This window comes from Amycolatopsis panacis (genome assembly GCF_003600245.1).
GTDB classification, from domain to species: Bacteria; Actinomycetota; Actinomycetes; order Mycobacteriales; family Pseudonocardiaceae; genus Amycolatopsis; species Amycolatopsis sulphurea.
The window spans coordinates 1-21,391 of record NZ_QZFV01000119.1; the positions used below are offsets into that span (position 1 = coordinate 1).

The 21,391-nt window shown below is 70.0% G+C and carries 19 protein-coding genes; 11 read left to right on the forward strand and 8 right to left on the reverse strand.

All coding sequences use genetic code 11. The features are described 5' to 3' along the window. The first annotated feature begins 595 nt into the window (after positions 1–595). Entirely contained in the window at positions 596–2,224 is a 1,629-nt protein-coding gene (groL, locus tag D5S19_RS25435) for a chaperonin GroEL (RefSeq protein WP_120025920.1), read from the forward strand. Positions 2,225–3,033: 809 nt separating this feature from the next. On the opposite strand, the gene D5S19_RS25440 is transcribed toward groL, so the two are convergent. Next, complete coding sequence (locus D5S19_RS25440; RefSeq protein ID WP_120025921.1) at positions 3,034–3,252, reverse strand: PspC domain-containing protein; 219 nt, start codon at positions 3,250–3,252, stop codon at positions 3,034–3,036. Positions 3,253–3,365: 113 nt separating this feature from the next. Here D5S19_RS25440 and D5S19_RS25445 point away from each other — a divergent pair, with 113 nt between their 5' ends. Then, positions 3,366–4,145 carry a transporter substrate-binding domain-containing protein gene (locus D5S19_RS25445; RefSeq protein WP_120025922.1) on the forward strand — a complete coding sequence of 260 codons (780 nt, stop codon included), beginning with the start codon at positions 3,366–3,368 and terminating at the stop codon, positions 4,143–4,145. A gap of 5 nt (positions 4,146–4,150) precedes the next feature. Here the strand turns inward: D5S19_RS25445 and D5S19_RS25450 are convergent, their stop codons facing one another. From D5S19_RS25450 to D5S19_RS25460, 3 genes are all read right to left on the reverse strand, one after another. Next, complete coding sequence (locus D5S19_RS25450; protein ID WP_120025923.1) at positions 4,151–5,092, reverse strand: o-succinylbenzoate synthase; 942 nt, start codon at positions 5,090–5,092, stop codon at positions 4,151–4,153. A gap of 623 nt (positions 5,093–5,715) precedes the next feature. Then, entirely contained in the window at positions 5,716–6,495 is a 780-nt protein-coding gene (locus tag D5S19_RS25455) for a DUF4253 domain-containing protein (RefSeq protein ID WP_120025938.1), read from the reverse strand. Between the two features lie 350 nt (positions 6,496–6,845). Beyond that, a complete protein-coding gene (locus tag D5S19_RS25460) occupies positions 6,846–8,492 on the reverse strand; it encodes a DNA repair helicase XPB (RefSeq protein WP_120025924.1) in 1,647 nt (548 codons plus the stop codon). A 79-nt stretch (positions 8,493–8,571) separates the two neighbouring features. Here D5S19_RS25460 and D5S19_RS25465 point away from each other — a divergent pair, with 79 nt between their 5' ends. Further along, entirely contained in the window at positions 8,572–9,192 is a 621-nt protein-coding gene (locus tag D5S19_RS25465) for an LppU/SCO3897 family protein (protein WP_120025925.1), read from the forward strand. Here the strand turns inward: D5S19_RS25465 and D5S19_RS25470 are convergent, their stop codons facing one another. Continuing rightward, complete coding sequence (locus tag D5S19_RS25470; protein ID WP_120025926.1) at positions 9,193–10,158, reverse strand: ABC transporter substrate-binding protein; 966 nt, start codon at positions 10,156–10,158, stop codon at positions 9,193–9,195. Positions 10,159–10,353: 195 nt separating this feature from the next. Between D5S19_RS25470 and D5S19_RS25475 the strand changes: the two genes are divergently transcribed. From D5S19_RS25475 to D5S19_RS25500, 8 genes are all read left to right on the forward strand, one after another. Continuing rightward, positions 10,354–13,167: a sensor histidine kinase gene (locus D5S19_RS25475; RefSeq protein WP_120025927.1), complete on the forward strand. Its 2,814-nt coding sequence runs from the start codon at positions 10,354–10,356 to the stop codon at positions 13,165–13,167. A gap of 13 nt (positions 13,168–13,180) precedes the next feature. Beyond that, complete coding sequence (locus tag D5S19_RS25480; RefSeq protein WP_120025928.1) at positions 13,181–13,858, forward strand: copper homeostasis protein CutC; 678 nt, start codon at positions 13,181–13,183, stop codon at positions 13,856–13,858. A gap of 377 nt (positions 13,859–14,235) precedes the next feature. Next, positions 14,236–14,931, forward strand: coding sequence for a protease pro-enzyme activation domain-containing protein (locus tag D5S19_RS33315; RefSeq protein WP_233574153.1), 696 nt, complete (start codon positions 14,236–14,238; stop codon positions 14,929–14,931). A gap of 39 nt (positions 14,932–14,970) precedes the next feature. After that, complete coding sequence (locus tag D5S19_RS33320; RefSeq protein WP_233574154.1) at positions 14,971–15,192, forward strand: hypothetical protein; 222 nt, start codon at positions 14,971–14,973, stop codon at positions 15,190–15,192. A gap of 50 nt (positions 15,193–15,242) precedes the next feature. After that, complete coding sequence (gene mdlC, locus D5S19_RS25490; RefSeq protein ID WP_120025929.1) at positions 15,243–16,829, forward strand: benzoylformate decarboxylase; 1,587 nt, start codon at positions 15,243–15,245, stop codon at positions 16,827–16,829. Between the two features lie 46 nt (positions 16,830–16,875). Continuing rightward, on the forward strand, positions 16,876–17,823 hold the full coding sequence (locus tag D5S19_RS25495) for an acyl-CoA dehydrogenase family protein (protein WP_233574155.1): 948 nt from the start codon (positions 16,876–16,878) through the stop codon (positions 17,821–17,823). 6 nt (positions 17,824–17,829) lie between these two features. Continuing rightward, entirely contained in the window at positions 17,830–18,093 is a 264-nt protein-coding gene (locus tag D5S19_RS33325; RefSeq protein ID WP_233574156.1) for an acyl-CoA dehydrogenase family protein, read from the forward strand. Between the two features lie 104 nt (positions 18,094–18,197). Further along, entirely contained in the window at positions 18,198–18,914 is a 717-nt protein-coding gene (locus D5S19_RS25500; protein WP_233574157.1) for a hypothetical protein, read from the forward strand. Here D5S19_RS25500 and D5S19_RS25505 read toward each other — a convergent pair whose 3' ends face one another. From D5S19_RS25505 to D5S19_RS25515, 3 genes are all read right to left on the reverse strand, one after another. After that, the gene (locus D5S19_RS25505; protein WP_120025930.1) at positions 18,915–19,715 is read right to left on the reverse strand and encodes an ABC transporter ATP-binding protein; all 801 of its coding nucleotides are present in this window, start codon (positions 19,713–19,715) and stop codon (positions 18,915–18,917) included. A 74-nt stretch (positions 19,716–19,789) separates the two neighbouring features. Further along, a complete protein-coding gene (locus D5S19_RS25510; protein ID WP_233574158.1) occupies positions 19,790–20,581 on the reverse strand; it encodes an ABC transporter permease in 792 nt (263 codons plus the stop codon). 41 nt (positions 20,582–20,622) lie between these two features. After that, a complete protein-coding gene (locus D5S19_RS25515; RefSeq protein WP_120025932.1) occupies positions 20,623–21,390 on the reverse strand; it encodes an ABC transporter permease in 768 nt (255 codons plus the stop codon). Position 21,391: the final 1 nt, after the last annotated feature.

A 21,391-nucleotide genomic window follows, 5' to 3' on the forward strand; every position in this document is an offset into this window, starting at 1 on the left:
GCCTTGCTGTTCCTCACCGAATACCGCGCCCGCACAGTAAAAAACGCGGCCCCGGCCTGACACTCGGACAGGTCGCCCTGCTCCTGCAGAACCTGCTCACATGCTGGACCGGGGCCTGCGCCCTCTGCCAACGAGAACTACCCCCATAACAAAGCCCTATCAGAGTCCGTGAAGGGTCCCTTCACGGACCCGAAACCGGTCCGGCGCACGCCACGAGGTGGTCGCACACACACCTCCGCAACGCCCACTGCCGGGTCCCCGACCAACTTTGCCGACACCCTGGACTCAGCGGCGGTGAAGGGACCCTTCACAGCCTTAAGCGGGGCCTGCCGTGCAGCTGTTCGGGCGAACGACGCAGGGCACTGACCTGGGCTCCTTGCACTCGCCCGGGGAGAGTGCTAAACACGGCATTGGCACTCGACGCCGTCGAGTGCCAGGCGGCGGTCACCGATCGCCCGCCTGAAGGCCGGGACGGTGAGGCTGACCATCCGGTCGGTCGTCCGTCGCGGGCACCGAGCCTGGCCGAGGACGTGTCCTGCTGCCGCCCCTGGAAACAGTGCGGCGGTGGCGCCCAATACCGGAGGACCACACCGCAATGGCCAAACTGATCGCGTTCGACGAGGACGCCCGCCGCGGTCTTGAGCGCGGCTTGAACACCCTCGCCGAAGCCGTCAAGGTGACCCTCGGCCCGCGGGGCCGGAACGTCGTGCTCGAAAAGAAGTGGGGCGCGCCGACGATCACCAACGACGGTGTCTCCATCGCCAAGGAGATCGAGCTCGAGGACCCGTGGGAGAAGATCGGGGCCGAGCTCGTCAAGGAAGTTGCCAAGAAGACCGACGACGTCGCGGGTGACGGCACCACCACCGCCACCGTGCTGGCCCAGGCGCTCGTGCGCGAGGGCCTGCGCAACGTCGCCGCGGGTGCCGACCCGATCAGCCTCAAGCGCGGCATCGAGGCGGCCGTCGAGGCCGTCACCGAGCAGCTGCACAAGGCTGCCGTGCAGATCGAGACCAAGGAGCAGATCGCGGCCACCGCCTCGATCTCCGCCGCGGACCGCACCATCGGCGAGCTGATCGCCGAGGCGCTGGACAAGGTCGGCAAGGAAGGCGTCGTCACCGTCGAGGAGAGCAACACCTTCGGGCTCGAGCTGGAGCTCACCGAGGGCATGCGCTTCGACAAGGGCTACATCTCCGGCTACTTCGTCACCGACCCCGAGCGTCAGGAAGCCGAGCTGGAGGACCCGTACGTCCTGCTCTTCGGCTCCAAGATCGCCAACGTCAAGGACGTGCTGCCGCTGCTGGAGAAGGTCATCCAGTCCGGCAAGCCGCTGCTGATCATCGCCGAGGACGTCGAGGGCGAGGCCCTGGCGACCCTGGTGGTCAACAAGATCCGCGGCACCTTCAAGTCCGTCGCCGTCAAGGCCCCGGGCTTCGGTGACCGCCGCAAGGCCATCCTGCAGGACATCGCGATCCTGACCGGTGGCCAGGTCATCTCGGAAGAGGTCGGCCTCAGCCTGGACAAGGCGGACCTGTCGTGGCTCGGCCGCGCGCGCAAGGCCGTCATCACCAAGGACGAGACGACCATCGTCGAGGGCGCGGGCGACGCCGACCAGATCCAGGGTCGCGTCAACCAGATCCGCGCGGAGATCGAGAACTCGGACTCCGACTACGACCGCGAGAAGCTGCAGGAGCGGCTCGCGAAGCTGGCCGGCGGCGTCGCCGTCATCAAGGCCGGTGCCGCGACCGAGGTCGAGCTCAAGGAGCGCAAGCACCGCATCGAGGACGCGGTGCGCAACGCCAAGGCCGCCGTGGAAGAGGGCATCGTCGCCGGTGGTGGCGTGGCCCTGATCCAGGCCGCCGAGGCCGCGTTCGCGGGCCTGAAGCTCGAGGGCGACGAGGCCACCGGTGCCAACATCGTCAAGGTGGCCGTCGAGGCCCCGCTCAAGCAGATCGCGATCAACGCCGGTCTCGAGGGCGGCGTCGTGGCGGAGAAGGTCAAGGGCCTGCCGCAGGGCCACGGCCTGAACGCCGCCACCGGCGTGTACGAGGACCTGCTCGCGGCCGGCGTGCCGGACCCGACCAAGGTCACCCGTTCCGCGCTGCAGAACGCCGCGTCCATCGCGGCGCTGTTCCTGACCACCGAAGCGGTCGTGGCGGACAAGCCAGAGAAGGCCCCTGCGGCCCCGGCCGACCCGTCCGGCGGCATGGGCGGCATGGACTTCTGAGTTCGGCCGCATCACCCCGGCGAAGCCCGGTCCACCTGTTCGGTGGGCCGGGCTTCGCCCGTTTCCGGCGGTTGTCTCCCCGTTGCTGCGGCCGGCGGTGTCGGGCGGGCACACCGGCGCGAGTGCGGGCTGCCGCTGCGTTTCCCGCGTTCCCTTTGCTGAGGCCGTTCGCGGGGAACGGTGCGCCAGCATGACGGTGGACGCGCCAACGTTTCCAGGCCATTCGCGCGATGGGTCATGCCCTGCAAACGTGGGCTGTCGCTGCGTTCCCGGGTCCGGTCCTACGGTTCGTGGCCCACTGTAAAAGTGCCTTGGTTCCCCTAGCCCAGGCACGGGTCATGCCCCGCAAACGCGGGCTGCTGCTGCGTTTCCTGGGGCTGATCCTGCGGTCCGTGATGCGTGGCCCGCTGTACAAATGCCCTGGTTCCCCCTAACCCAGGCCACTGGCACAGCGGGCCACGCCCGCATAACCGCGGCTACGACCGTCGCCGCGTTTTCGGTCCCGCGGCCCGGGAAACGTGGCTCCTGCGCGGGTGCCCTGGATCCCCTCGTCCAGGACATCCGCGTCGCAGTCACGCCGCGGATCGCGGCTACCGCCCCGCCGACGGGTCACCACCGGCGGGGCGATCCCCGTCGTCGGCGCGTCTCGCGCCGAACCCCGCAGCACGAGGGACCAGGCAGGCAGTTCGTGCTGCCGGGCCGCGAGGACCGATTCCGGGGCTGAGGGACGCGGGCCCCCGTCCGGCACGAGGCCGGAACCCGCGTTCCGCCGGGCCCGGTCGCCCCCTCCGCGTCCGGGCCCGGCAGGCTCAGGCCTCCGGCGTCAGGAGGACGGCGGCGAGGTAGACCGGGATCATCAACCCGGCCGTGAGCGCGGTGGCGGCGACCGTGGCAATACGCACCATCGCCGGGTCCACGCCGAGGTAGTCGGCCCATCCGCCGCAGACCCCGGTGATCATCCGGTCGGTCCGGCTGCGGTAGAGCTTCTTGGTCTGCGGCTGGTGGATGGTCTCCGTCGGGCTCGTCATGCCGATAATGCTGCGGCATCGGGCACCCCCGGCACATCCGGGAAGAGCCCGGAGAAGGCCCTGGCCCGCGACCCTGAGATCCCCTGGAACGGCCGGCCGGGCAGGATGGCCGGATGAAGATCGTCGCGCTGGTGGTCGCGCTGCTCGCGGTGTTCGGGTTCGCCACGGCGTCCGCGGCCACGCGCGCCGAACCCGGTCCGGCGGACACGGTGCTCGCCCGCGGTGAGCTGCGGGTGTGCAGCACGGGCGACTATCGGCCGTTCACCTACCGCGACCCGGCGGGCCGGTGGAGCGGGATCGATTTCGACCTCGCCGGGGACCTTGCGCATCGGCTCGGTCTCCGGCCGGTCTTGGTCCAGACCACCTGGGCGCGCCTGGCCGGGGACGTCGGACACCGCTGTGACCTGGCGATGGGCGGGATCTCGGTGACCGCGGAGCGAGCCCGGCTGGCCACCTACAGCACGCCGTATCAGCGCGACGGCAAGACACCGATCGTCCGCTGCGCGGACGTCGCGCGGTTCGGGACCTTGGCGCAGATCGACCGTCCAGGGGTTCGGGTCGTGGTGAATCCCGGCGGTACCAACGAAAAGTTCGCGCGTACCCGGCTGCATCAGGCCACCATGCTGGGCCATCCGGACAACAACACGATCTTCGATGAGCTGCTGGCCGGCCGGGCCGATCTGATGATCACCGATGCGTCCGAGACCCGCTGGCAGTCCCGGCAGCATCCGCAGCTCTGCGCGGTGCACCCGGACCATCCGTTCACCGACGACGAAAAGGCGTACCTGCTGCCCCACGGGCCCGGGCTGCTGCTGGGCTACGTGAACGGCTGGCTGCGGACGATCCGCGAGGACGGGACGTACGCCGCGGTCACCCGGCGCTGGCTCGGCTGAGCAGGCTACCGGCCCGCTGCCGAACGCACCCGCCCCAATCGGTCCTGCCAGGCGCGGGTCACTTCGGCGGAAGCGGCGAACGAGGCGAACGCATCCGGTTCCGGCGCGGTCGGCAGCACCGGCAGGTAACCGTCCACAGGGGACAGTGTGGCGGTGCTGACGTCCCCCTGCAGCAACGACATCGTGCCGAGGCCGCAGGCGAAGTCCAGCTCGGGCAGCGCGCCCGCGAGTGCCAGCCCGGCGGCGAGGCCGACACTCGTCTCCACCGCCGAGGACACCACGCACGGCAGCCCGCACGCGTCGGCGACTTCGAGCGCGCGGCGTACTCCACCCAGCGGCGCGACCTTCAGCACGGCGATATCGGCGGCGCCGGCGACGGCCACCTTCAGCGGGTCTTCGGCCCGCCGGATCGATTCGTCGGCGGCGATGCGCACGGACACCCGGCGCCGGACCGCGGCGAGATCGTCGATGGTGGGGCAGGGTTGTTCGGCGTATTCCAGGCCGCCCGCCGCGCGGTCCAGTTCGCCGAGGGCGTGCACCGCGGTGTTCACGTCCCAGGCGGCGTTGGCGTCGACGCGGATCGCGCCGGCCGGGCCGAGCGCGTCGCGGACCGCCTCCAAGCGGGCACAGTCCTCGGCGAGGGTCGCGCGTTTGTCGGCGACCTTGACCTTCGCGGTGCGGCAGCCGGAGGCGCGGACCAGCTCGTATGCGCGTTCCGGCGGGACGATCGGGACGGTGGTGTTCACTTCGATCCGGTCCCGGACCGCGGCGGGCCAGCCTTGTTCGCTCGCTTCGAGCGCGGATGTGAGCCAGGGCACACTCTCGATGTCCGAGTAGTCCGCGAACGGGCAGAACTCGCCCCATCCGGTAGGCCCGTGCAGCAGCACACCCTCACGCACGGTGATGTCCCGGAACCGGTTTTTCAACGGCAGCGCGTAAACCCGCATGACCGCCGATCATGCCATCGCGGAACCCGGACGCGGTCCGGCCCGTCGGACCGCGCAATGGGATCGATGGACTTCCGGGTGCTCCGCCCGGCCGAGGTGCGGGCCAGGGGCCAGGTGGTGCCGTTGGGCGGCAGCTGCCCGCTGATCGGCCCACCGCGCGGCCGGGAGAGGCCCCAGCGCGTGCTGGGTGCAGGTGATCTGTCTGCCGACCCCCAGCGACGACAGGCAGACCACCTGTGCCGCTGCCCCAGCCAATCGGATGGCGCTCGCTGTGCGCTCACTGTGTGGCGGATTCGTTCCGGACAGCGGGGACAGCCAGGTGTCGGCGATCGGTGCTGCGCCGCTGGTGAGGGCGGCGATCTCGTCCATTGTGGATGGAATGAGGCAGGAAGCAGCAAGGGCGGGTGGTCTTGTTGCGGTGCCGGGATGTGGTGTGCGGCGGCGGTGGGCCAAGGGACCCGGTGGCGGCGGGTGGTCTTCTCCCGGATTTTCCGTGGGGGTGGTTGCGGTAAACGCGTCCGCGTGGTCGTTTTCCGGACATCCGTACCAGGGGTTGGGACAGGCGTCCGAAGTGTGGGGGTCTGTGTCTCATCTTTTCGGCTCTGTGGTCTGTGGCGGGCTGGTCAGGCCCAGGAGAATCGCCAGCGGCGGGTGCGGATGAGGGTGCCGGCGTACTCGCGCAGGGTGCCGGGCTGGGCGAGGTAGGTCGGCAGGCTGAAGGCGCGGTGCTCGGCGGCGACGGTCAGCGCGCGGGCCTGCGTGCGGGGTGGGGCGGAGACGGACAGCTCCAGCGCGTCGAAGCCGAGCGTGACGAGGGTGGCGCCGAAGCGGTCTTCCCAGCTGCGGAGTACCGCGGAGAGTTCGGCGACCCGGTCGGTGGACTTGCTCATGCCGGTCCAGCCGATCAGGGCGGGCACATCAGCCGGGCGGTCGGCCTGCACCAGCCCGAGCCGATGCGGTGTGCGTGTGGCGTGGACGGTGCCGGTGTTGCCCGCCTCGGCGAGAGGGTCGCTGCGGCGGTGCGAACGCCGGGCGAGTCCGGGGAAACGGGCGCCGAACGGGCGCAGGCAGGCACCCTCGCAGCAGGACGAGTCCCACCACCGCGCGAGTACTTCCCCGGGCTCGGCGGAGTCGATGTGGTGCCCGGCGGGTGCGAGCCGGCCGCGATCGTCGAGCCAGTCCTCGCCGCGTGCGGTGAACCGCTGGTCGGGTGGGATCAGCACCGGCCACAACCCCGACCGGCCGAATTCCGCGACGCATTCCAGATACCGCTGTGGCCGGGCGAGCGGTTCGGCGGATACCCAGATCCGTCCGTGCCACCGCCCCGGCGGCAAGGGCGGCAGTGTCGGCAACGCCGGGACCGGCGGTGCCCCGGCCTCGGGGTGGAACGGTGCGATCGTCATGAGCTTCCCCTCGAACTGGTGTTCGGCGTCCTGCACTTCGAACAGTAGTTCGAGACGCCGACAATTTCCAGGGGTTTGGTCGATCATCCGTTCGAGTGAATCCGCAAAACCGCAGGTCGATGGGGTTTGTGGGGCGTGTGGGGTCAAAGGGGCGACGAGGTCGAGGAGTTGGGCTGAACGAGTGATGCGGTGGGGATGCGGCGTGCGGCAGAGTGCGGTCAAGAAAGGCGACGCGCGGCCGGATCATGGCAGCGCGACGACCGTGTGCGGCCCCCGAAGCCCCACGGTCGCGCCCTACATCCACAGGGGAGAAGGGAACAACGGTGAGCCCTGAGTCATCGCCCAGCCGATCACAGCGGCCGGCGCAAGTCCTCCGCGTCGACGATGTGGTAGGCGTAGCCCTGCTCCGCCAGGAAGCGCTGGCGGTGTGCGGCGTACTCGGTGTCCACAGTGTCCCGGGAGACGATCGAGTAGAAGTGTGCCTGCCGGCCGTCTCCCTTGGGGCGCAACAGCCGGCCGAGACGCTGGGCCTCTTCCTGGCGGGACCCGAACGTGCCGGAGACCTGGATGGCCACCGACGCTTCCGGCAGGTCGATCGAGAAGTTCGCCACCTTCGACACCACCAGGGTGCGCAGTTCGCCACGGCGGAAGCGGTCGAACAGCTCCTCGCGTTCCTTGTTGCGGGTCGCGCCCTGGATCACCGGGGCCTCCAGTTCCGCGCCGAGCATCTCCAGCTGGTCCAGGTAGGCGCCGATGACCAGGGTCGGTTCGTCCGGATGACGGTCCACAATGGACCGGATCACCGGGAGCTTGGTCATCGCGGTGGCCGCCAGCTTGTACCGCTCGTCCGCCTCCGCGGTGGCGTAGGACAGGCGTTCCGATTCGGTCAGGGTGACCCGGACTTCGGTGCACTCGGCGGGAGCGATCCAGCCCTGCGCCTCGATGTCGCGCCACGGCACGTCGTAGCGCTTCGGGCCGATCAGGGAGAACACGTCGCCTTCGCGGCCGTCCTCGCGCACCAGCGTCGCGGTGAGGCCGAGGCGGCGGCGGGACTGCAGGTCGGCGGTCATCCGGAACACCGGGGCGGGCAGCAGGTGCACCTCGTCGTACACGACCAGGCCCCAATCCCTGGTGTCGAACAGTTCGAGGTGCTTGTACTCGCCCTTCTGCTTGCGTGTGACCACCTGGTACGTGGCGATGGTGACCGGCCGGACCTCCTTCTTCTCCCCGGAGTACTCGCCGATCTCGTCCTCGGTCAGCGAAGTCCGCGCCACCAGTTCGCGCTTCCACTGCCGCCCGGCGACGGTGTTGGTCACCAGGATCAGCGTGGTCGCCTTCGCATGTGCCATCGCGGCCGCGCCGACCAGAGTCTTGCCCGCCCCACAAGGAAGCACGACGACGCCAGAGCCGCCCGCCCAGAACGCCTCGGCCGCCTTGCGCTGGTAGTCGCGCAGCTCCCAGTCGTTCTCCTCCAGCGCGATCGGGTGCGCCTCGCCGTCCACGTATCCGGCGAAGTCCTCGGCGGGCCAGCCGACCTTCAGCAGCGCCTGCTTGAGCCGTCCGCGTTCGGACGGGTGCACGACCACGGTGTCCTGGTCGATCCGCGCGCCCAGCATCGGGCTGATCTTCTTGTGCCGGGCGACTTCTTCCAGCACCGCGCGATCGGTGGTGGCCATGACCAGGCCGTGCGCCGGGTGGTTGGCGATCTGCAACCGGCCGAACCGGCCCATCACGTCCACCACGTCGATCAGCAGCGGCTGCGGCACCGGGAACCGCGAGTACGTGGTGAGCGCGTCCACCACCTGCTCGGCGTCGTGCCCGGCGGCTCGCGCGTTCCACAGTGCCAGCGGCGTGATCCGGTAGGTGTGCACATGCTCGGGTGCCCGTTCGAGCTCGGCGAACGGGGCGATCGCGATCCGTGCGTCGTCGGCGCGGGCGTGGTCGACTTCGAGTAGCACGGTCTTGTCGGACTGAACGATCAAGGGGCCATCGGTCACCTGTCCTTTATACGTTCCCCGCCGGGCCGCTCCGCGGGGATGCCAAGATGGTCACCAGGTCGAGCCCGGAGGAGCCCCAGTGACCACACCACCGTTCGGCGTGCCGCCGGCTTCGAATCCGTTCGAGCCGCCGCGGTCGCCGCCCCCTGCGCCGATCCGGCCGCCGGGGGTGTCCGGCAAGGTGAAGGGCCTCATCGCGGGGGCAGTCGTGCTCGCGGTCGGGCTCGGGGTGCTCGCCGCGTTCGGCGTCGCCGGCATCGTGCGTTCGGCCGGTCCGCCGGTCGCGGGCAGCTGCCTCTACCTCAGCGACGCTGGCGCGGACACGCAGAGCTACCACGGGGCGGACTGCTCGGACAGCCGTGCTTCCTACCGGGTCGACAACGTCGTGCGTGGCCGCTCCAGCTGCGAGGGTCAGGACTACGTGCGGTTCGAGATCTACGGCTCCGCGCGTACGTTGCGTACGCCGCAGGAAACGTTGTGCCTGGCGCTGAACGTGTCGAATGGCGAGTGTTTGCGCGGAGTCGCCGACGAGACGTCCATCAGCAAGGTCGCGTGCAGCGACGCGAGCGCCGAAGCACGCGCCGAAGTCCACGCGGGGCAAAAGTCCGATAAGGCTTGTGGCCAAGACGGCACGCCTCTGGTGTACGCCGGTCCGCCCGTGCGCACGGTGTGCCTTAAGCCGGTCGGCAAGAACATTTAGCTACTGCTGGTCCTCTGCGGGCAGCATCGCTTGTACGTCGAGCCGGTTCGGGATCAGGCCGGAGCTGTGCATCAGGTCGGCCACGCGTTGCAGCCGGGTGGCCGACAGAGTGGTCGGGTAGCTGCCGAGGGAGATCAACGCCGCGGTGGTCTGGTCGATGTCGGAGAACGACGGCAGCGCGTCGCGGACCGTCGCGGGATCCGCTGCGGCGAGCTGGGCCTGGGTGAGCACCCGCCGGAACGCGGCGAGGGTACGCGGGTTGGCCGCGGCGAACGCGCCGGTCGATGCGTAGCCCGATGATGGGAAGTCGAGCGTGGCTCCGCTCGAACCGTCGACCAGGATCTGCGCGCCCAGCTCCTTCTCCGCCCGGGTGATGAACGGTTCCACCATCACCGCCGCGTCCGCCTGTCCGGCCTGTAACAGCTGCGGCATCTGCGAAAACGGGCTTGCCTGCAGGCGGATCTTCGCCGGGTCGACGCCCGCGGTCGCGAGCACCGAGCGGGCCGTCAGCGCGCAGATGTCGCCCTGGTTGTCGACCGCGATCCGTGGTGTCTTCTTCGCGGTGGGCTCCGCGTAGTCGGAGCCGGGCAGGGTGACCAGGGCGATCGTGTTGCTGCTGGAGGTGTAGGCCTCGCCCTGCATCTGGAGGGCGGTCCCGCCGGCGGCCGCGTGGAACAGCGAGACGTCGCTGGCGAAGGTCACGTCCACCTCGCCGGCGCTCAGCTTCGCCACACCGTCCGTGGTGCCCAGGTCGACCAGTTCGATGTTCAGGCCGGCTTGCCGGAACTTCCCGGCCACCGCCGCGATCCGCAACGGCGCGGTGTCGATCGGATCGGCCACCCCCACGCGCAGTGTCGCCCGTTCGGGAGGAGGTGGTTGCGGACTGTCACCGGATCCGAACATTCCGCAACCTGCGCTCGCCAGAAGTACCGCTACCAGCGCAAACGCCGGGCCGATCACCTTCATATCTCGCACCTGCCAGGAGAATCTCTGCCTGCTGCTGGATCGTATGGGCCGCTGCCCATACGATCCCCGACAGGGCCGCACCCCCGCCAGGGTGGTTTCCCGATCCGTGCCGGGACCCTACTCTCCGGTAGTTAGAGCTCGGAAACCCTCGATGACGTCCGTGGGTAGGGGTCCCGCGGTGAAAAGGAAGCACAGGTGACCCGTCGCGACCAGCGTCCCCGATCGGGCGACGCGACGGATCCTGCTTTCCGCGAGGTCCGCGGCCAGTGGCGCCTGCGCAACTGGCATCTGCGCACCAAGCTCTTCGCGGTCCTGCTGATCCCGGCGCTGGCCGTGGTGCTGCTGGTCGGCCAGCGGATCGACGGCGATCTGAGCGACGCACAGCAGCTGGCCGAGTTCGCCGCGCGCAGCCGGGTGGACGCCACCGTCGCCGAAGCCGTGCACCAGTTGCAGCGCGAACGCGATGTCACGGTGCGTTTCGTGGCCGCCGACCGCAAGGGCGCCACGACCGGGCTTGCCACCCAGCGCAACCGGGTGGATCAGTCGATCGGCGCATTCGAGCGGGCCTTCGCCGACAGCCGCTCCCGCCTCGACGTCACCGCGGTGTCCAGCCTGCAGCAGAGTCAGGACCGGCTGCGCGTGCTGGGCGGCCTCCGCTATTCCTCCGAGCACTCCGCCTTCCCGGCCGACGCCGTGCTCCGGTCCTACAGCGAGCTGATCTCCGGTCTGCTCGACATCAGTGACACCGCCGCGGCGGACGTTTCGAACGGGGCGCTGGCCCGGCTGCGGCTGGCCGGCAACGCGCTGGCCCGGATCAAGGACCAGATGTCGGTGAAGCGGGCGGTGCTGGCCGAGGCGATCACCCAGGGCACGCTCAACCGCGACCGCACCCGCTCGCTGCTGGGCGCCGAGGCCGAACTGGCCGCCGCCCGCAACGACTACCGCACCTTCGCCACCGCCGACCAGCAGCGGATGTACGACGACACGGTGCTCGGCCTCGTCGTGGACATCGGCAACGACATGGTCGAATCGGCGCTGATCCGCGCGGAGAACAACCAGCCGCTGACCGGGCTGGACGCGGACCGGTGGGACACCGCGGCGACCTACACGGTCAATCTGGCCCACCAGGTGCAGCAGGCGTTGCTCGTTCAGCTGCAGGAGCAGACCGACACGCTCGCCGCCCGCGCCCGCACGTCGACGATCTGGGACGGCGGCATCGTGCTGGCCGTGCTGCTGGTCGCCGGGGTGCTTTCGGTGATCATCGGCCGGTCGCTGCTGCGGCCGTTGCGTGTGCTGCGGCGCACCGCGCTGGAGGTGGCCGACCACCGGCTGCCCGAAGCCGTGCAGCGGCTGCTCACCGAACCCGATCCGGGGCCGGAGAATCTCCGCCACCGCGCGGCGGTCGCGCCGGTGCCGGTGTTCACCAGGGAAGAGGTGGGTCAGGTCGCGCGCGCGTTCGACGCGGTGCACGGCGAGGCGGTGCGGCTGGCCGCGGAACAGGCGATGCTGCGCGAGAACGTCAACGCGATGTTCGTGAACCTCTCGCAGCGCAGCCAGGATCTGGTCGAGCGGCAGCTGTCGGTGCTCGACCGGATGGAGGCGGGCGAGCAGGACCCGGAGACCCTGGGCGGGCTGTTCGAGCTGGACCATCTGGCCACCCGGATGCGGCGCAACAGCGAGAACCTGCTCGTGCTCTCCGGTACCGATCTCGAACGCGAGGACTCCGGACCGGTGGTCGCGGACGAGATCATCGGCGCGGCAGTGTCCGAAGTGGAGGATTACCAGCGGATCGAACTCGGCCCGGCGCCCACCCTGGCGGTGCGCGGGGCGGCGGTCAACGACCTCGTGCACGTGGTGTCCGAACTGCTGGAGAACGCCACGCGCTACTCCGGTGCCACGACCGCGGTCACCGTGCACAGCGCATGGGCCGGGCAGGGCGACTGGCGGATCGAGATCACCGACCGCGGCGCCGGAATGCCGCAGGCGGAGATCGACCGGACCAACGCGCGGCTGGCCGAGCCGCCGGAGGTCGACGTCGAGGTCTCCCGGCGGATGGGCCTGTACGTGGTGGCGACCCTGGCCGTGCGGCACGACATTCGTGTTTCGCTGCGGCCGGGTGAGAAGTCCGGGCTGACCGCGACCGTGGTGGTGCCCGCGGCGCTGATCGTCGAGGCCCCGCCGCTGCCGCCGGCGGAGGAGCCGGCGGCAGCGCCGGAGCCGGAGTTGCTCGCCCCGCTCGTTCCGGCCGAGCCCGAGGAACCCGGCCCGCTGCTGACCCCGGTGCTGGAGCCCGGCCCGCCGCGGCGGGCGCCGGTGGTGGAGAGCCCGTCGTCGTGGCCCGAGCCCGGGAAAGTGTCTTCGCACCTCGAAATCGACGCACCGACCGACCGGATGCCCGCCTATCGTGACGTGCTCTCGCGCTGGTTCGGGCTTGCCGAGGCGGAGGAAAAGCCCGCGGCGCCGGAAGAGCCGCGGGCAGCGGAGCCGGCGCTGGAGCCGGACGCGGTGTTCGAGGCGTTCCGCGATCCCGGTCCGCCGGTCGAGTCCGTGGCGATGCCGGTCGAGCCGGAGGCCACGCCGGTCGCGTCTGCCGCGGTGCCGGTCGAGCCTGCGGCGCCGGTCCGGCCGGAGGCGGCGCCGATCGAACCCGAGGCTGTGCCGGTCGAGCCGGAGCCGGAGCAGGTCGCCGAACCGTTGCCCGTAACGAACTCCGACCCGGAGCCCGAGTCCGCGAACGTGGCGTTCCCCACGGTCGACCCGGACGCCGCGGCCGAGTCTGCCGAGCCGTCCAGGTGGCCGACGCCGGAGGAACTGGCGCAGGCGAACCGGGCCGAGGACACCTGGCCGTTCCTCCGGCCCGCCGGCGCGGTGGACCCCGGGCAGGTGCCCGAGCAGCGGCCGATACTCTCGCTTTCCCCCGAAGCGGTACGCGAACGGATGACGAGCCTGCAAGGCGGATTCCGGCGTGGCAGGCATGCCAGGGGGGACGACCGCCGACCCTCGGATTGAACGGGAAAGACCGATGAGCTCGACTGCCCCCCTGCTGGAAGTGATCGCGCTGAGCGCCGAGGACGCGGAGCGCGCACAGGAGGGTGGTGCGGACCGGCTGGAACTGGTGGCCGAGATGGCCGCCGACGGGCTGTCCCCGTCCGGCGATACCGTGCGCGCGGTGCTCGCCGCCACCGATCTGCCGGTGCGGGTGATGGTGCGGGCGGAGAACTCGTTCGCCGCCGGTGCCTTCGACCGGCTGCGGGCCGGGGTCGCCGAGCTGATCGACGCGGGTGCGCGGGAGTTCGTTTTCGGCTTTCTCACTGAAGAGTCCGAAGTGGACGTCGACGCCTGCCGGGTGTTGCTGAAGGAGATCGACGGACGGCCGTGGACCTTCCACCGCGCCGTCGACCGGGCGCGGGACCCGTTCGCCGCGTGCGACGTGCTGGCCGGACTCGGCTGTGACACGGTGCTGGCCGCCGGCAGCCCGCACGGGGTCGGCAGCGGCCTTTCGGTGCTGCAGCGGCTGGTTCGCCGTACGACCGGTCCGGAGCTGCTGGTCGGCGGCGGACTGCGGGCGCAGCAGGTGCATCTGTTGCGGGCCGGTGGCGTACGCGGATTCCACGTGGGCAGTGCGGTGCGCCGGGGTGGCTGGGACGCACCGGTCGACCCGGCCGCTGTGCGCGAATGGGCCGAGCTGGTCAAGGGCTGAACCCCGGGCGGGGGCAAAAATGTCCCCCGGCAAGCGGGACGGTCGATTTATCCGTGGGGCGCGGAATGTCGCTTTAACCGAGCGCGAAGGCCCGCCAAAAGTAGTTTCCTCGGGTCCCGTTCGCTTCTTATGCTCGAAAAAAGTGGCCGAACTCCGGTCACGGTGCGAGTGTTTCGACCCCGGTCCCCATGGAAAGGTTTCGACATGCGCATGCGCAGATTCGTCGCCGCAGCCGTCCCCTTGCCGGCGTTGCTGTGCCTTTCGCTGATCGGTGTGGCCCACGCCGATCAGCTGGTCTCCTGCCCGGCAATGATGCGCCGCTGACCTCCAGTACGCGCATCAATGACGTCGACGGCAGTCGACAGATCACCGCCGCATTGTCGCTGAAACTACACGATCAGCAGGCGCTGCAGCAGTTCCTCGCGGATGTGCCGAACCCGGCCTCGTCGCAGGTTTCCGGCAACCGGCAGTCGATCACGTTCACCGGCACCGCGAGCCGGCTGAAATCGACGTTCCACATCGGACTCGGCAATTACCTCGACGAGGCCACCGGGCGGAGGTTCTTCGCCAACGACAGCGCCCCGGCCCTGCCGAAATCGGTCTCCACCGTCGTCGAATCGGTGGTCGGCCTCGACAACCACGCCGTGAAGCACCACGCCGGTAGGACCAAAGGCGAAGTCGACCTGGACGTCGAGGTCGTGCACGCGCTGGCCGCGGCGGCCGACTCCTACGTTTACGAGGCGGAGAACTCCAGCGCCGGTGAGCTGGCCATGTACCAGCAGATCGCGTCGGACAAGAAGGTCTCCGTCGTGTCCATCTCGGGGGGCTCCTGCGAGGCCTCCGAACACTCGTCGGCGGCGCACGCCGTGGACAAGGCGATCGCTTCCGGTACCGCGGAGGGCATCAGCCACTTCGCCGCCGCGGGCGACGACGGAGCCACCGACTGCGGTCGGCAGGACGGTTCCAAGCGCCAGGCAGTCGACTTCCCCTCGTCCGACCCGGACGTCTCCGGTGATGCGGCGAAGGGCTCGGCTTACACCGTGGTCAGCGGTGGGCGGACCGAGAACGCCTAGGGCACTTCGGGTGCGGCCCCGCTGTGGGCGGGTTTCACCGTGCTGGCGAACGAGGTGCACGGTGGTGGGCTCGGCAACCTGAACCAGAAGTTCTACGACATCGGCAACGGTTCGGACTACGGCACCGGCCTCCACGACGTGACCAAGGGCAACAACGATTTCAACGGCAAGACCGGTTTCCGCGCCGGCCGCGGCTACGACCAGGTCACCGGCTGGGGTTCGGTCAAGGGCTCAGGGCTTTCCCGCATGCTCGGCAGCTGATCGGTGCCCTCGTTCGTGTCCGCGGCCGCCCGCCGGGATAGCGTTGGGGGATGACTCGCACCGTCCGGGACGCCACTCGCGAACTGCTGCGGAACCTCGGCCTCACCACAGTGTTCGGCAACCCGGGCACCACCGAAATCGCTTTCCTCACCGACTGGCCCGACGACTTCGCCTACGTGCTCGGACTGCAGGAGTCGGCCGTGGTCGCGATGGCCGACGGGTACGCGCAGGCGACCCGTGAACCGGTGCTGGTGAACCTGCATTCCGCAGGTGGGGTGGGGCATTCGCTCGGCCACGTGTTCACTGCCTACCGCAACCGGACCCCGTTGATCGTGCTGGCCGGTCAGCAGACCCGTTCGCTGCTGCCGGACGAGCCCTTCCTCGGTGCGGTGGAGGCGGCGAACTTCCCGCGGCCGTACGTGAAGTGGAGCGTGGAACCGGCGCGCGCACAGGACGTGCCCGCCGCCATCGCGCGGGCCTACCACGTAGCCACGCAGGCGCCGCAGGGTCCGGTGTTCGTTTCCGTTCCGGTGGACGACTGGGACGCCGAAGCGACCATGCCGCTGCCGGCCGGGCACCGGGTGCCCGGGTTCGCACCCGATCCGGCCGCGCTGGACGGGCTGGTGACCGCGCTGGACGGGGCGCGGCGGCCGGCGCTGGTGGTCGGCGCGAGTGTCGACCAGGACGGCGCGGTGCCGGACGTCGTGGCGCTGGCGGAGAAGCTCAACGCCGGGGTGTGGGCGGCGCCGATGTCCGCGCGGTGCTCGTTCCCGGAGGATCACCGGCTGTTCCTCGGTTTCCTGCAGCCGGAACGGAAAGCCGTCGCGGCCGCGCTGGGGGAGCACGACCTGGTGCTGGTGCTCGGCGCGCCCGCGTTCACCTACCACGTCCACCGTGGCGAGCCGGAACGCCCGCTGCCCCCGCTGTACCTGGTCAGCGACGACGATCAGGTGCTCGCCAGGGCGAACGCCGGGATTGGGATCCGTTCGACGCCGGGGCACGCCATCCGGGTGCTGACCGAGCGGGTCGCGGCAGGCGAGCGGTCCGCGCCCGCCCGTCCCGCGCCCGTGGCCAAACCCGCCGCGACAACCCCGATCGCCCCGGGTTTCGCGTACTCGGTACTGGCGGAACTGTTGCCGGACAACGCGATCGTGGTCGAAGAGACGCCGAGCCATCGCAACCAGCTGCACGATCAGCTGCCGATCACCGCGACCGACACCGGGTTCCTCACCGTCGCGAGTGGCACCCTCGGCTACGGCCTGCCCGCGGCGGTCGGCGCCGCACTGGGCCGTCCGGACCGCAAGGTGGTCGCCGTGCTCGGCGACGGGTCCAGCATGTACTGCGTGCAGGCGCTGTGGACCGCCGCGCAGCAGCACCTGCCGGTCACCTTCATGGTGCTGGACAACCGGCAGTACGCCGCGGTCCGCATTCTCGGCGAGACCGCCGGCGGGCGGAAGGTGCCGGGCACCGATCTCGGCGGCATCGACTTCACGCAGCTGGCGCGGAGCATGGGCTGCGCGGCACAGACCGTCGAGCAGCCCGCCGGCTTGCGTCCGGCGCTGGCCGCCGCGCTCGCTTCGGACGGGCCGAGCCTGGTGCACGTGAAGGTGGATCCGAATCCGGAGACGTTGTACTGATCATCTCGCATTGACCCGATCGGATGGGGGCTGCTGAGATGACAGCGTGCAGCCACTCCTCACATCCAGTCAGCGGGAATGGGTTGATCGCGCGGGCGAGCTGGCCGAGATCTTCGCCGGTCGTGCCGCGCGGCACGACCGGGAGAACACCTTCCCGCACGAGAATTATGACGACCTGCGCGCGGCCGGTTTCCTGCGCCTGTCGGTGCCCGAAGAGCTGGGCGGGTTCGGCGCGGGCCTGGCGGAGATCCTGCCGGTGCTGGAACGGCTGGCGATGGGCGACGGCGCGACCGCGCTGGCGTTCACCATGCACCTGTCCCCGCTCGGGCAGTGGTCGAACATCTGGCGCCGGACGAAGTCGCCGCGGCTGGAGGCGATGCTGCGCAAGGCGGTGGACGGCGAGCTGATCTGGGCGTCGATCACCAGCGAAACGGGGCTGCCCAACGACCTGACCGACGCGCGGACCCGCGCGGTCCGGGTGGATGGCGGGTTCGAGCTGACCGGGCGAAAGAGCTTCGCCACCAACTCCTCGGTCGCCACGCACTGCTCCACGACCGCGCGCCACGAGGACGCCGACGGCGGTCCGCGGCTGCTGCTCTGCCAGATCGCGCTCGACCAGCCCGGCGTGACAATCCACCGCACCTGGGACACCATGGGCATGCGCGGTACCCAGAGCAACGACGTCGAGCTGGACCAGGTGTTCGTCGAGGACGCCGCGGTGGTGCACTCGCTGCCGGTGCAGCATCTCGACGCGCGGGTGCTGGAAACCGTGTGGGCGTGGGCGATGCCGGCGTTCTCGGCGGTCTACACGGGAGTCGCCGCGGGTGCGCTGGACTGGACGGTGCGTTCCCTGGCCAAGCGCGGCAAGACGGCGGATCCGGTGCTGCAGGACGTGATCGGCGCGTGCCAGATCCAGCTGGAAAGCTCCCGCGCCCTGATCCACCGGCACGCCGACGAGGTGACCAGCCGCCGCCTGTTCACCGGCGACGTGTAGGAGGGCGTGGCCCGCTGCGCGATGGTGAAGTACGTCGCGGCGAACAACGCGGTCGAGGTGATGCAGCGCCTGGTCGAGGTGCTGGGCGGCATGTCCTACACCAAGGCGCTGCCCTTCGAGCGCATGTGGCGCGACATCCAGGCGAGCACGTTCATGCCGATGGGGAACCTGGCGACTCGCAAGCTGGTCGGCGCGACGGTGCTTGGCGTGCGTACCCGTCCGGAGATCGGGCCGGAGGAGACTGGGCCGGAGTCGCGCGCTCGGGAGTGAGCCGGGTTACCTCGGATGGGTGACCCGCTGCTGAACGGCTGATCATCGCCGACCTCCCGGACTACCGTGGCCGATCCGGCCACAGTGTCCAGGGGAGGGGCCATATGGCGAAGCAGGAGTTCAGGCAAGGACCGAACGGTCCATATCCGATCACGCCAAGGAAAGGCGGCGGGGCGAAGCTCTTCGTGGGCGCGGTCGCCGTGGTCTCGGTCGTCGGCGTGGGCAGCGCGGCCGGGCTCGGCGGCGCCGGGATCGAAGCCGGGACGGTCGCGGAAGCGTTACCCGGCAACGTTTCTGGTGACGTCGTGGACTCACTGCCCGGACGCAGCCTGAAAACCCGCACCTCGGAGGCCCGCAAGTCCGCGGAGCGCGGGCGCAAGCGCGAGACCTTCGGCCGGTTCAAGCTCAAACAGCTGAAGCAGGCCGTACGGCACGAGACCGAATGCCTCACCGCCGCCACTGGCCGGGTGCGGGATTACCTGGCTCGGCATCGGTGTACGGCACTGGATCGCGCTCTCTACGCAATCGGTGACGGTCATGGCAACGCAGCCGCGATTTCCGTCGTGCGGGTGGGTTTTCCGAAAAAGAGTGACGCCACCGGGTGCGAAAAGGTGGAGGAGGTGCAGGGGAGTGGTGACCTCAAGCCGTTAGGTGCCGCCGCGCTCGGCTTGGCAGGGTTCTCCTTCTCGGGGCACCATTACGACTCCCGCATCGACAAGCGGACGCTCGTCATCGCGGAAGCCGAGACGGTCGCCGGGCACCTCGACGTCGGCACCCTCGATGCGCTGGCCGAGGTCTCGGTGTGGTTTCCCCGGCTCTGATCAGCCCTTCGCCTGCTGCACCGGGGCCGTGCTGGCCGGGCCGTGCAGCAGCCGGGCCACTTCACCGCGCAGCGAAACAAACTCCGGTGATTCCCGGGTGGTGATCTGGTCGCGCTGCGCGGGCAGATCGATCGCGAGGTCCGCGACGATGTGTGCCGGGGACTTCGACAGCACCAGCACACGGTCGCCGAGATATACGCTCTCGTCGATGTCGTGGGTGACCAGCAGAACCGTCGTGCCCTGCTCGGCTTGCACGCGGCGGAGGAGGTCTTCGAGGTCGAATCGGGTCTGGGCGTCCACCGAGGCGAACGGTTCGTCCATCAGCAGCAGCGCCGGGCGGCTCGCCAGCGCGCGGGCGATGGACACCCGCTGCTGCATCCCACCGGACAGCTGCCAGGGGAACTTGCCCTCGACCCCGGACAGGCCGACTGCCGCCAGCGCTTCGCGGGCCTGCGACCGCCGGGTCTGCTTGTCGATTTTGGTCCAGCGTAACGGGAATTCGACGTTCTTGACCACCGAGAGCCACGGGAACAGCGAACGGCTGTAGTCCTGGAACACCACGGCGAGGTCGTCGGGCACCCCGGTCACCAGGTCGCCGTGCAGCCGCACCGTGCCCGAGGTCGGTGGGCGCAGGCCGGCGATCGCCCGCAGCAGCGTCGATTTGCCGCAGCCGGACGGGCCGACGATGCAGGCGAGCTGCCCGGCGTCGACGGAGAACGTCAGCTTGTCCACCGCCACGTGCGCGGTGTCCCCGGTGCCGTAGCGATGGCTGACCCCGGAGACCTCAAGCATGGTCGACATTCGCCGCCCTTCCTCAAACGACATGAATGCTGTGAAGGGTCCCTTCACAGCCTCAGGGTCCGTGAAGGGACCCTTCACGGCGTCCCCCGGGTGGGCTGCCACCCGAGCACCCGCCGTTCGACGGCGAGCAGGGCGGAGTTGAACCCGTATCCGAGGATGCCCAGCAGCACGATCCACGCCCACATCTGGTCGTAGTCGAAGGACCGCTGGGCGGCCAGCAGCGCGTAGCCGATGCCGCCCGGCGCACCGACCAGCTCCGAGATGGCCATCAGGATCAGCGCGATGGACAGCGACAGCCGCAGCCCGGCGAAGATCTTCGGCAGTGCCGCGGGCAGCACCACCAGGCCGATCCAGTATCGCCGCGGCGTGCGGAACGCGCGCGCGGTCTCCACCTTCACCTTGTCCACCGAGCGCACACCGTCCACTGTGTTCAGCAGGACCGGCCACAGTGCACCGAAGATGATGGTGGCGATCTGCATGCCCGGTCCAATGTGGAACAACACCATGAACACCGGCACCAGCGCGGGCGGCGGAATGGCCCGGAAGAACGCGAACAGCGGGCCGACGTAGTCCATCCCGGTGCGCGAACGGCCGAGTGCGGTCCCGAGTGCGACGCCGGCCACGGCCGACAGCAGCCAGCCGCCGAGCACCCGGGCGAGGCTGGGCAGGATGTGCTCGAACACCGCGTCGCCGAGGAACAGCTGCGTGCCCGGCCCGGAGAACCACAGCTTCGCCGCGGCCGCCGCGATCTTGGTCGGTGGTGGGAAGAACACGCTCTCGTTGAGCTGCGTCACCAGTTCCCACACCAGCACCAGCAGCACGAACAACAGCCACTTGCGCGCGAATCCGCCGAGCCCGCTGCGCACCCGGCCCCGGACGCCGGCCGTGGCCGGCTTGCCCAGCACGCTCACGCGGTGGCTCCTTCGTCGGTGCTGTTCCAGTGGAACAGCCTGCGCCCCAGCCGTTCCAGCCCCTCGTTGACCAGGAAGCCGAGCACCCCGGCGACCACCGTGCCGGCCAGCACCAGGTCCATCCGGTTGCTCGATGAACTCGCCTCCAGCACGAACTGCCCGATGCCGAGCTTCGCGCCGGCCAGGAATTCCGTGCTGATCACCAGGATCAGCGCGATCGCGGAGGCCATCCGGATCCCGGTGAACACGAACGGCGCGGCATGCGGCAGCAGCACCGAGCCGAGGATCCGTGACGGTGGGGTGCCGTAACTGCGGGCGGTCTCCACCAGCAGCGGGTCGACCTCGGCCATCGCGTAGATGGTGTTGAACAGGATCGGCCACACCGAGGCGTAGACGGCCAGGGAGATCTTCGCCTCCGGGCCGCCGCCGATGACGATCAGCACCAGCGGGATCAGCGCCACCGAAGGGATCGGCCGCAGGAACTCGACGATCGCCCTGGTCGCCTCACGCAGCCAGCGCACGCTGCCCAGCATCAGCCCGGCCGGTACCGCGAGGACGATCGAAATCGCCATCGCGATCAGCCAGGCCAGTACCGAGGCCACCACGTCGCGGGTGAAGCCGGTGTCCCCGAGCAGCTCCCCGATCCGCGCGAACACCACGGTGGGCGGCGGCAGATCGGTCTGTGCGACCCAGCCGAAGCGCACGATGGCTTCCCAGATCAGCAGGAAGCCGAGCACTCCGGTCAGGTTGCGGACTACTCGCACG

Bases quoted from the DNA above. Each gene is read 5' to 3' on its own strand.
- groL (WP_120025920.1), top strand. From the start codon at position 596: ATGGCCAAACTGATCGCGTTCGACGAGGACGCCCGCCGCGGTCTTGAG.
- D5S19_RS25440 (WP_120025921.1), bottom strand. From the start codon at position 3,252: ATGACGAGCCCGACGGAGACCATCCACCAGCCGCAGACCAAGAAGCTC.
- D5S19_RS25445 (WP_120025922.1), top strand. From the start codon at position 3,366: ATGAAGATCGTCGCGCTGGTGGTCGCGCTGCTCGCGGTGTTCGGGTTC.
- D5S19_RS25450 (WP_120025923.1), bottom strand. From the start codon at position 5,092: ATGCGGGTTTACGCGCTGCCGTTGAAAAACCGGTTCCGGGACATCACC.
- D5S19_RS25455 (WP_120025938.1), bottom strand. From the start codon at position 6,495: ATGACGATCGCACCGTTCCACCCCGAGGCCGGGGCACCGCCGGTCCCG.
- D5S19_RS25470 (WP_120025926.1), bottom strand. From the start codon at position 10,158: ATGAAGGTGATCGGCCCGGCGTTTGCGCTGGTAGCGGTACTTCTGGCG.
- D5S19_RS25480 (WP_120025928.1), top strand. From the start codon at position 13,181: ATGAGCTCGACTGCCCCCCTGCTGGAAGTGATCGCGCTGAGCGCCGAG.
- mdlC (WP_120025929.1), top strand. From the start codon at position 15,243: ATGACTCGCACCGTCCGGGACGCCACTCGCGAACTGCTGCGGAACCTC.
- D5S19_RS25500 (WP_233574157.1), top strand. From the start codon at position 18,198: ATGGCGAAGCAGGAGTTCAGGCAAGGACCGAACGGTCCATATCCGATC.
- D5S19_RS25505 (WP_120025930.1), bottom strand. From the start codon at position 19,715: ATGTCGACCATGCTTGAGGTCTCCGGGGTCAGCCATCGCTACGGCACC.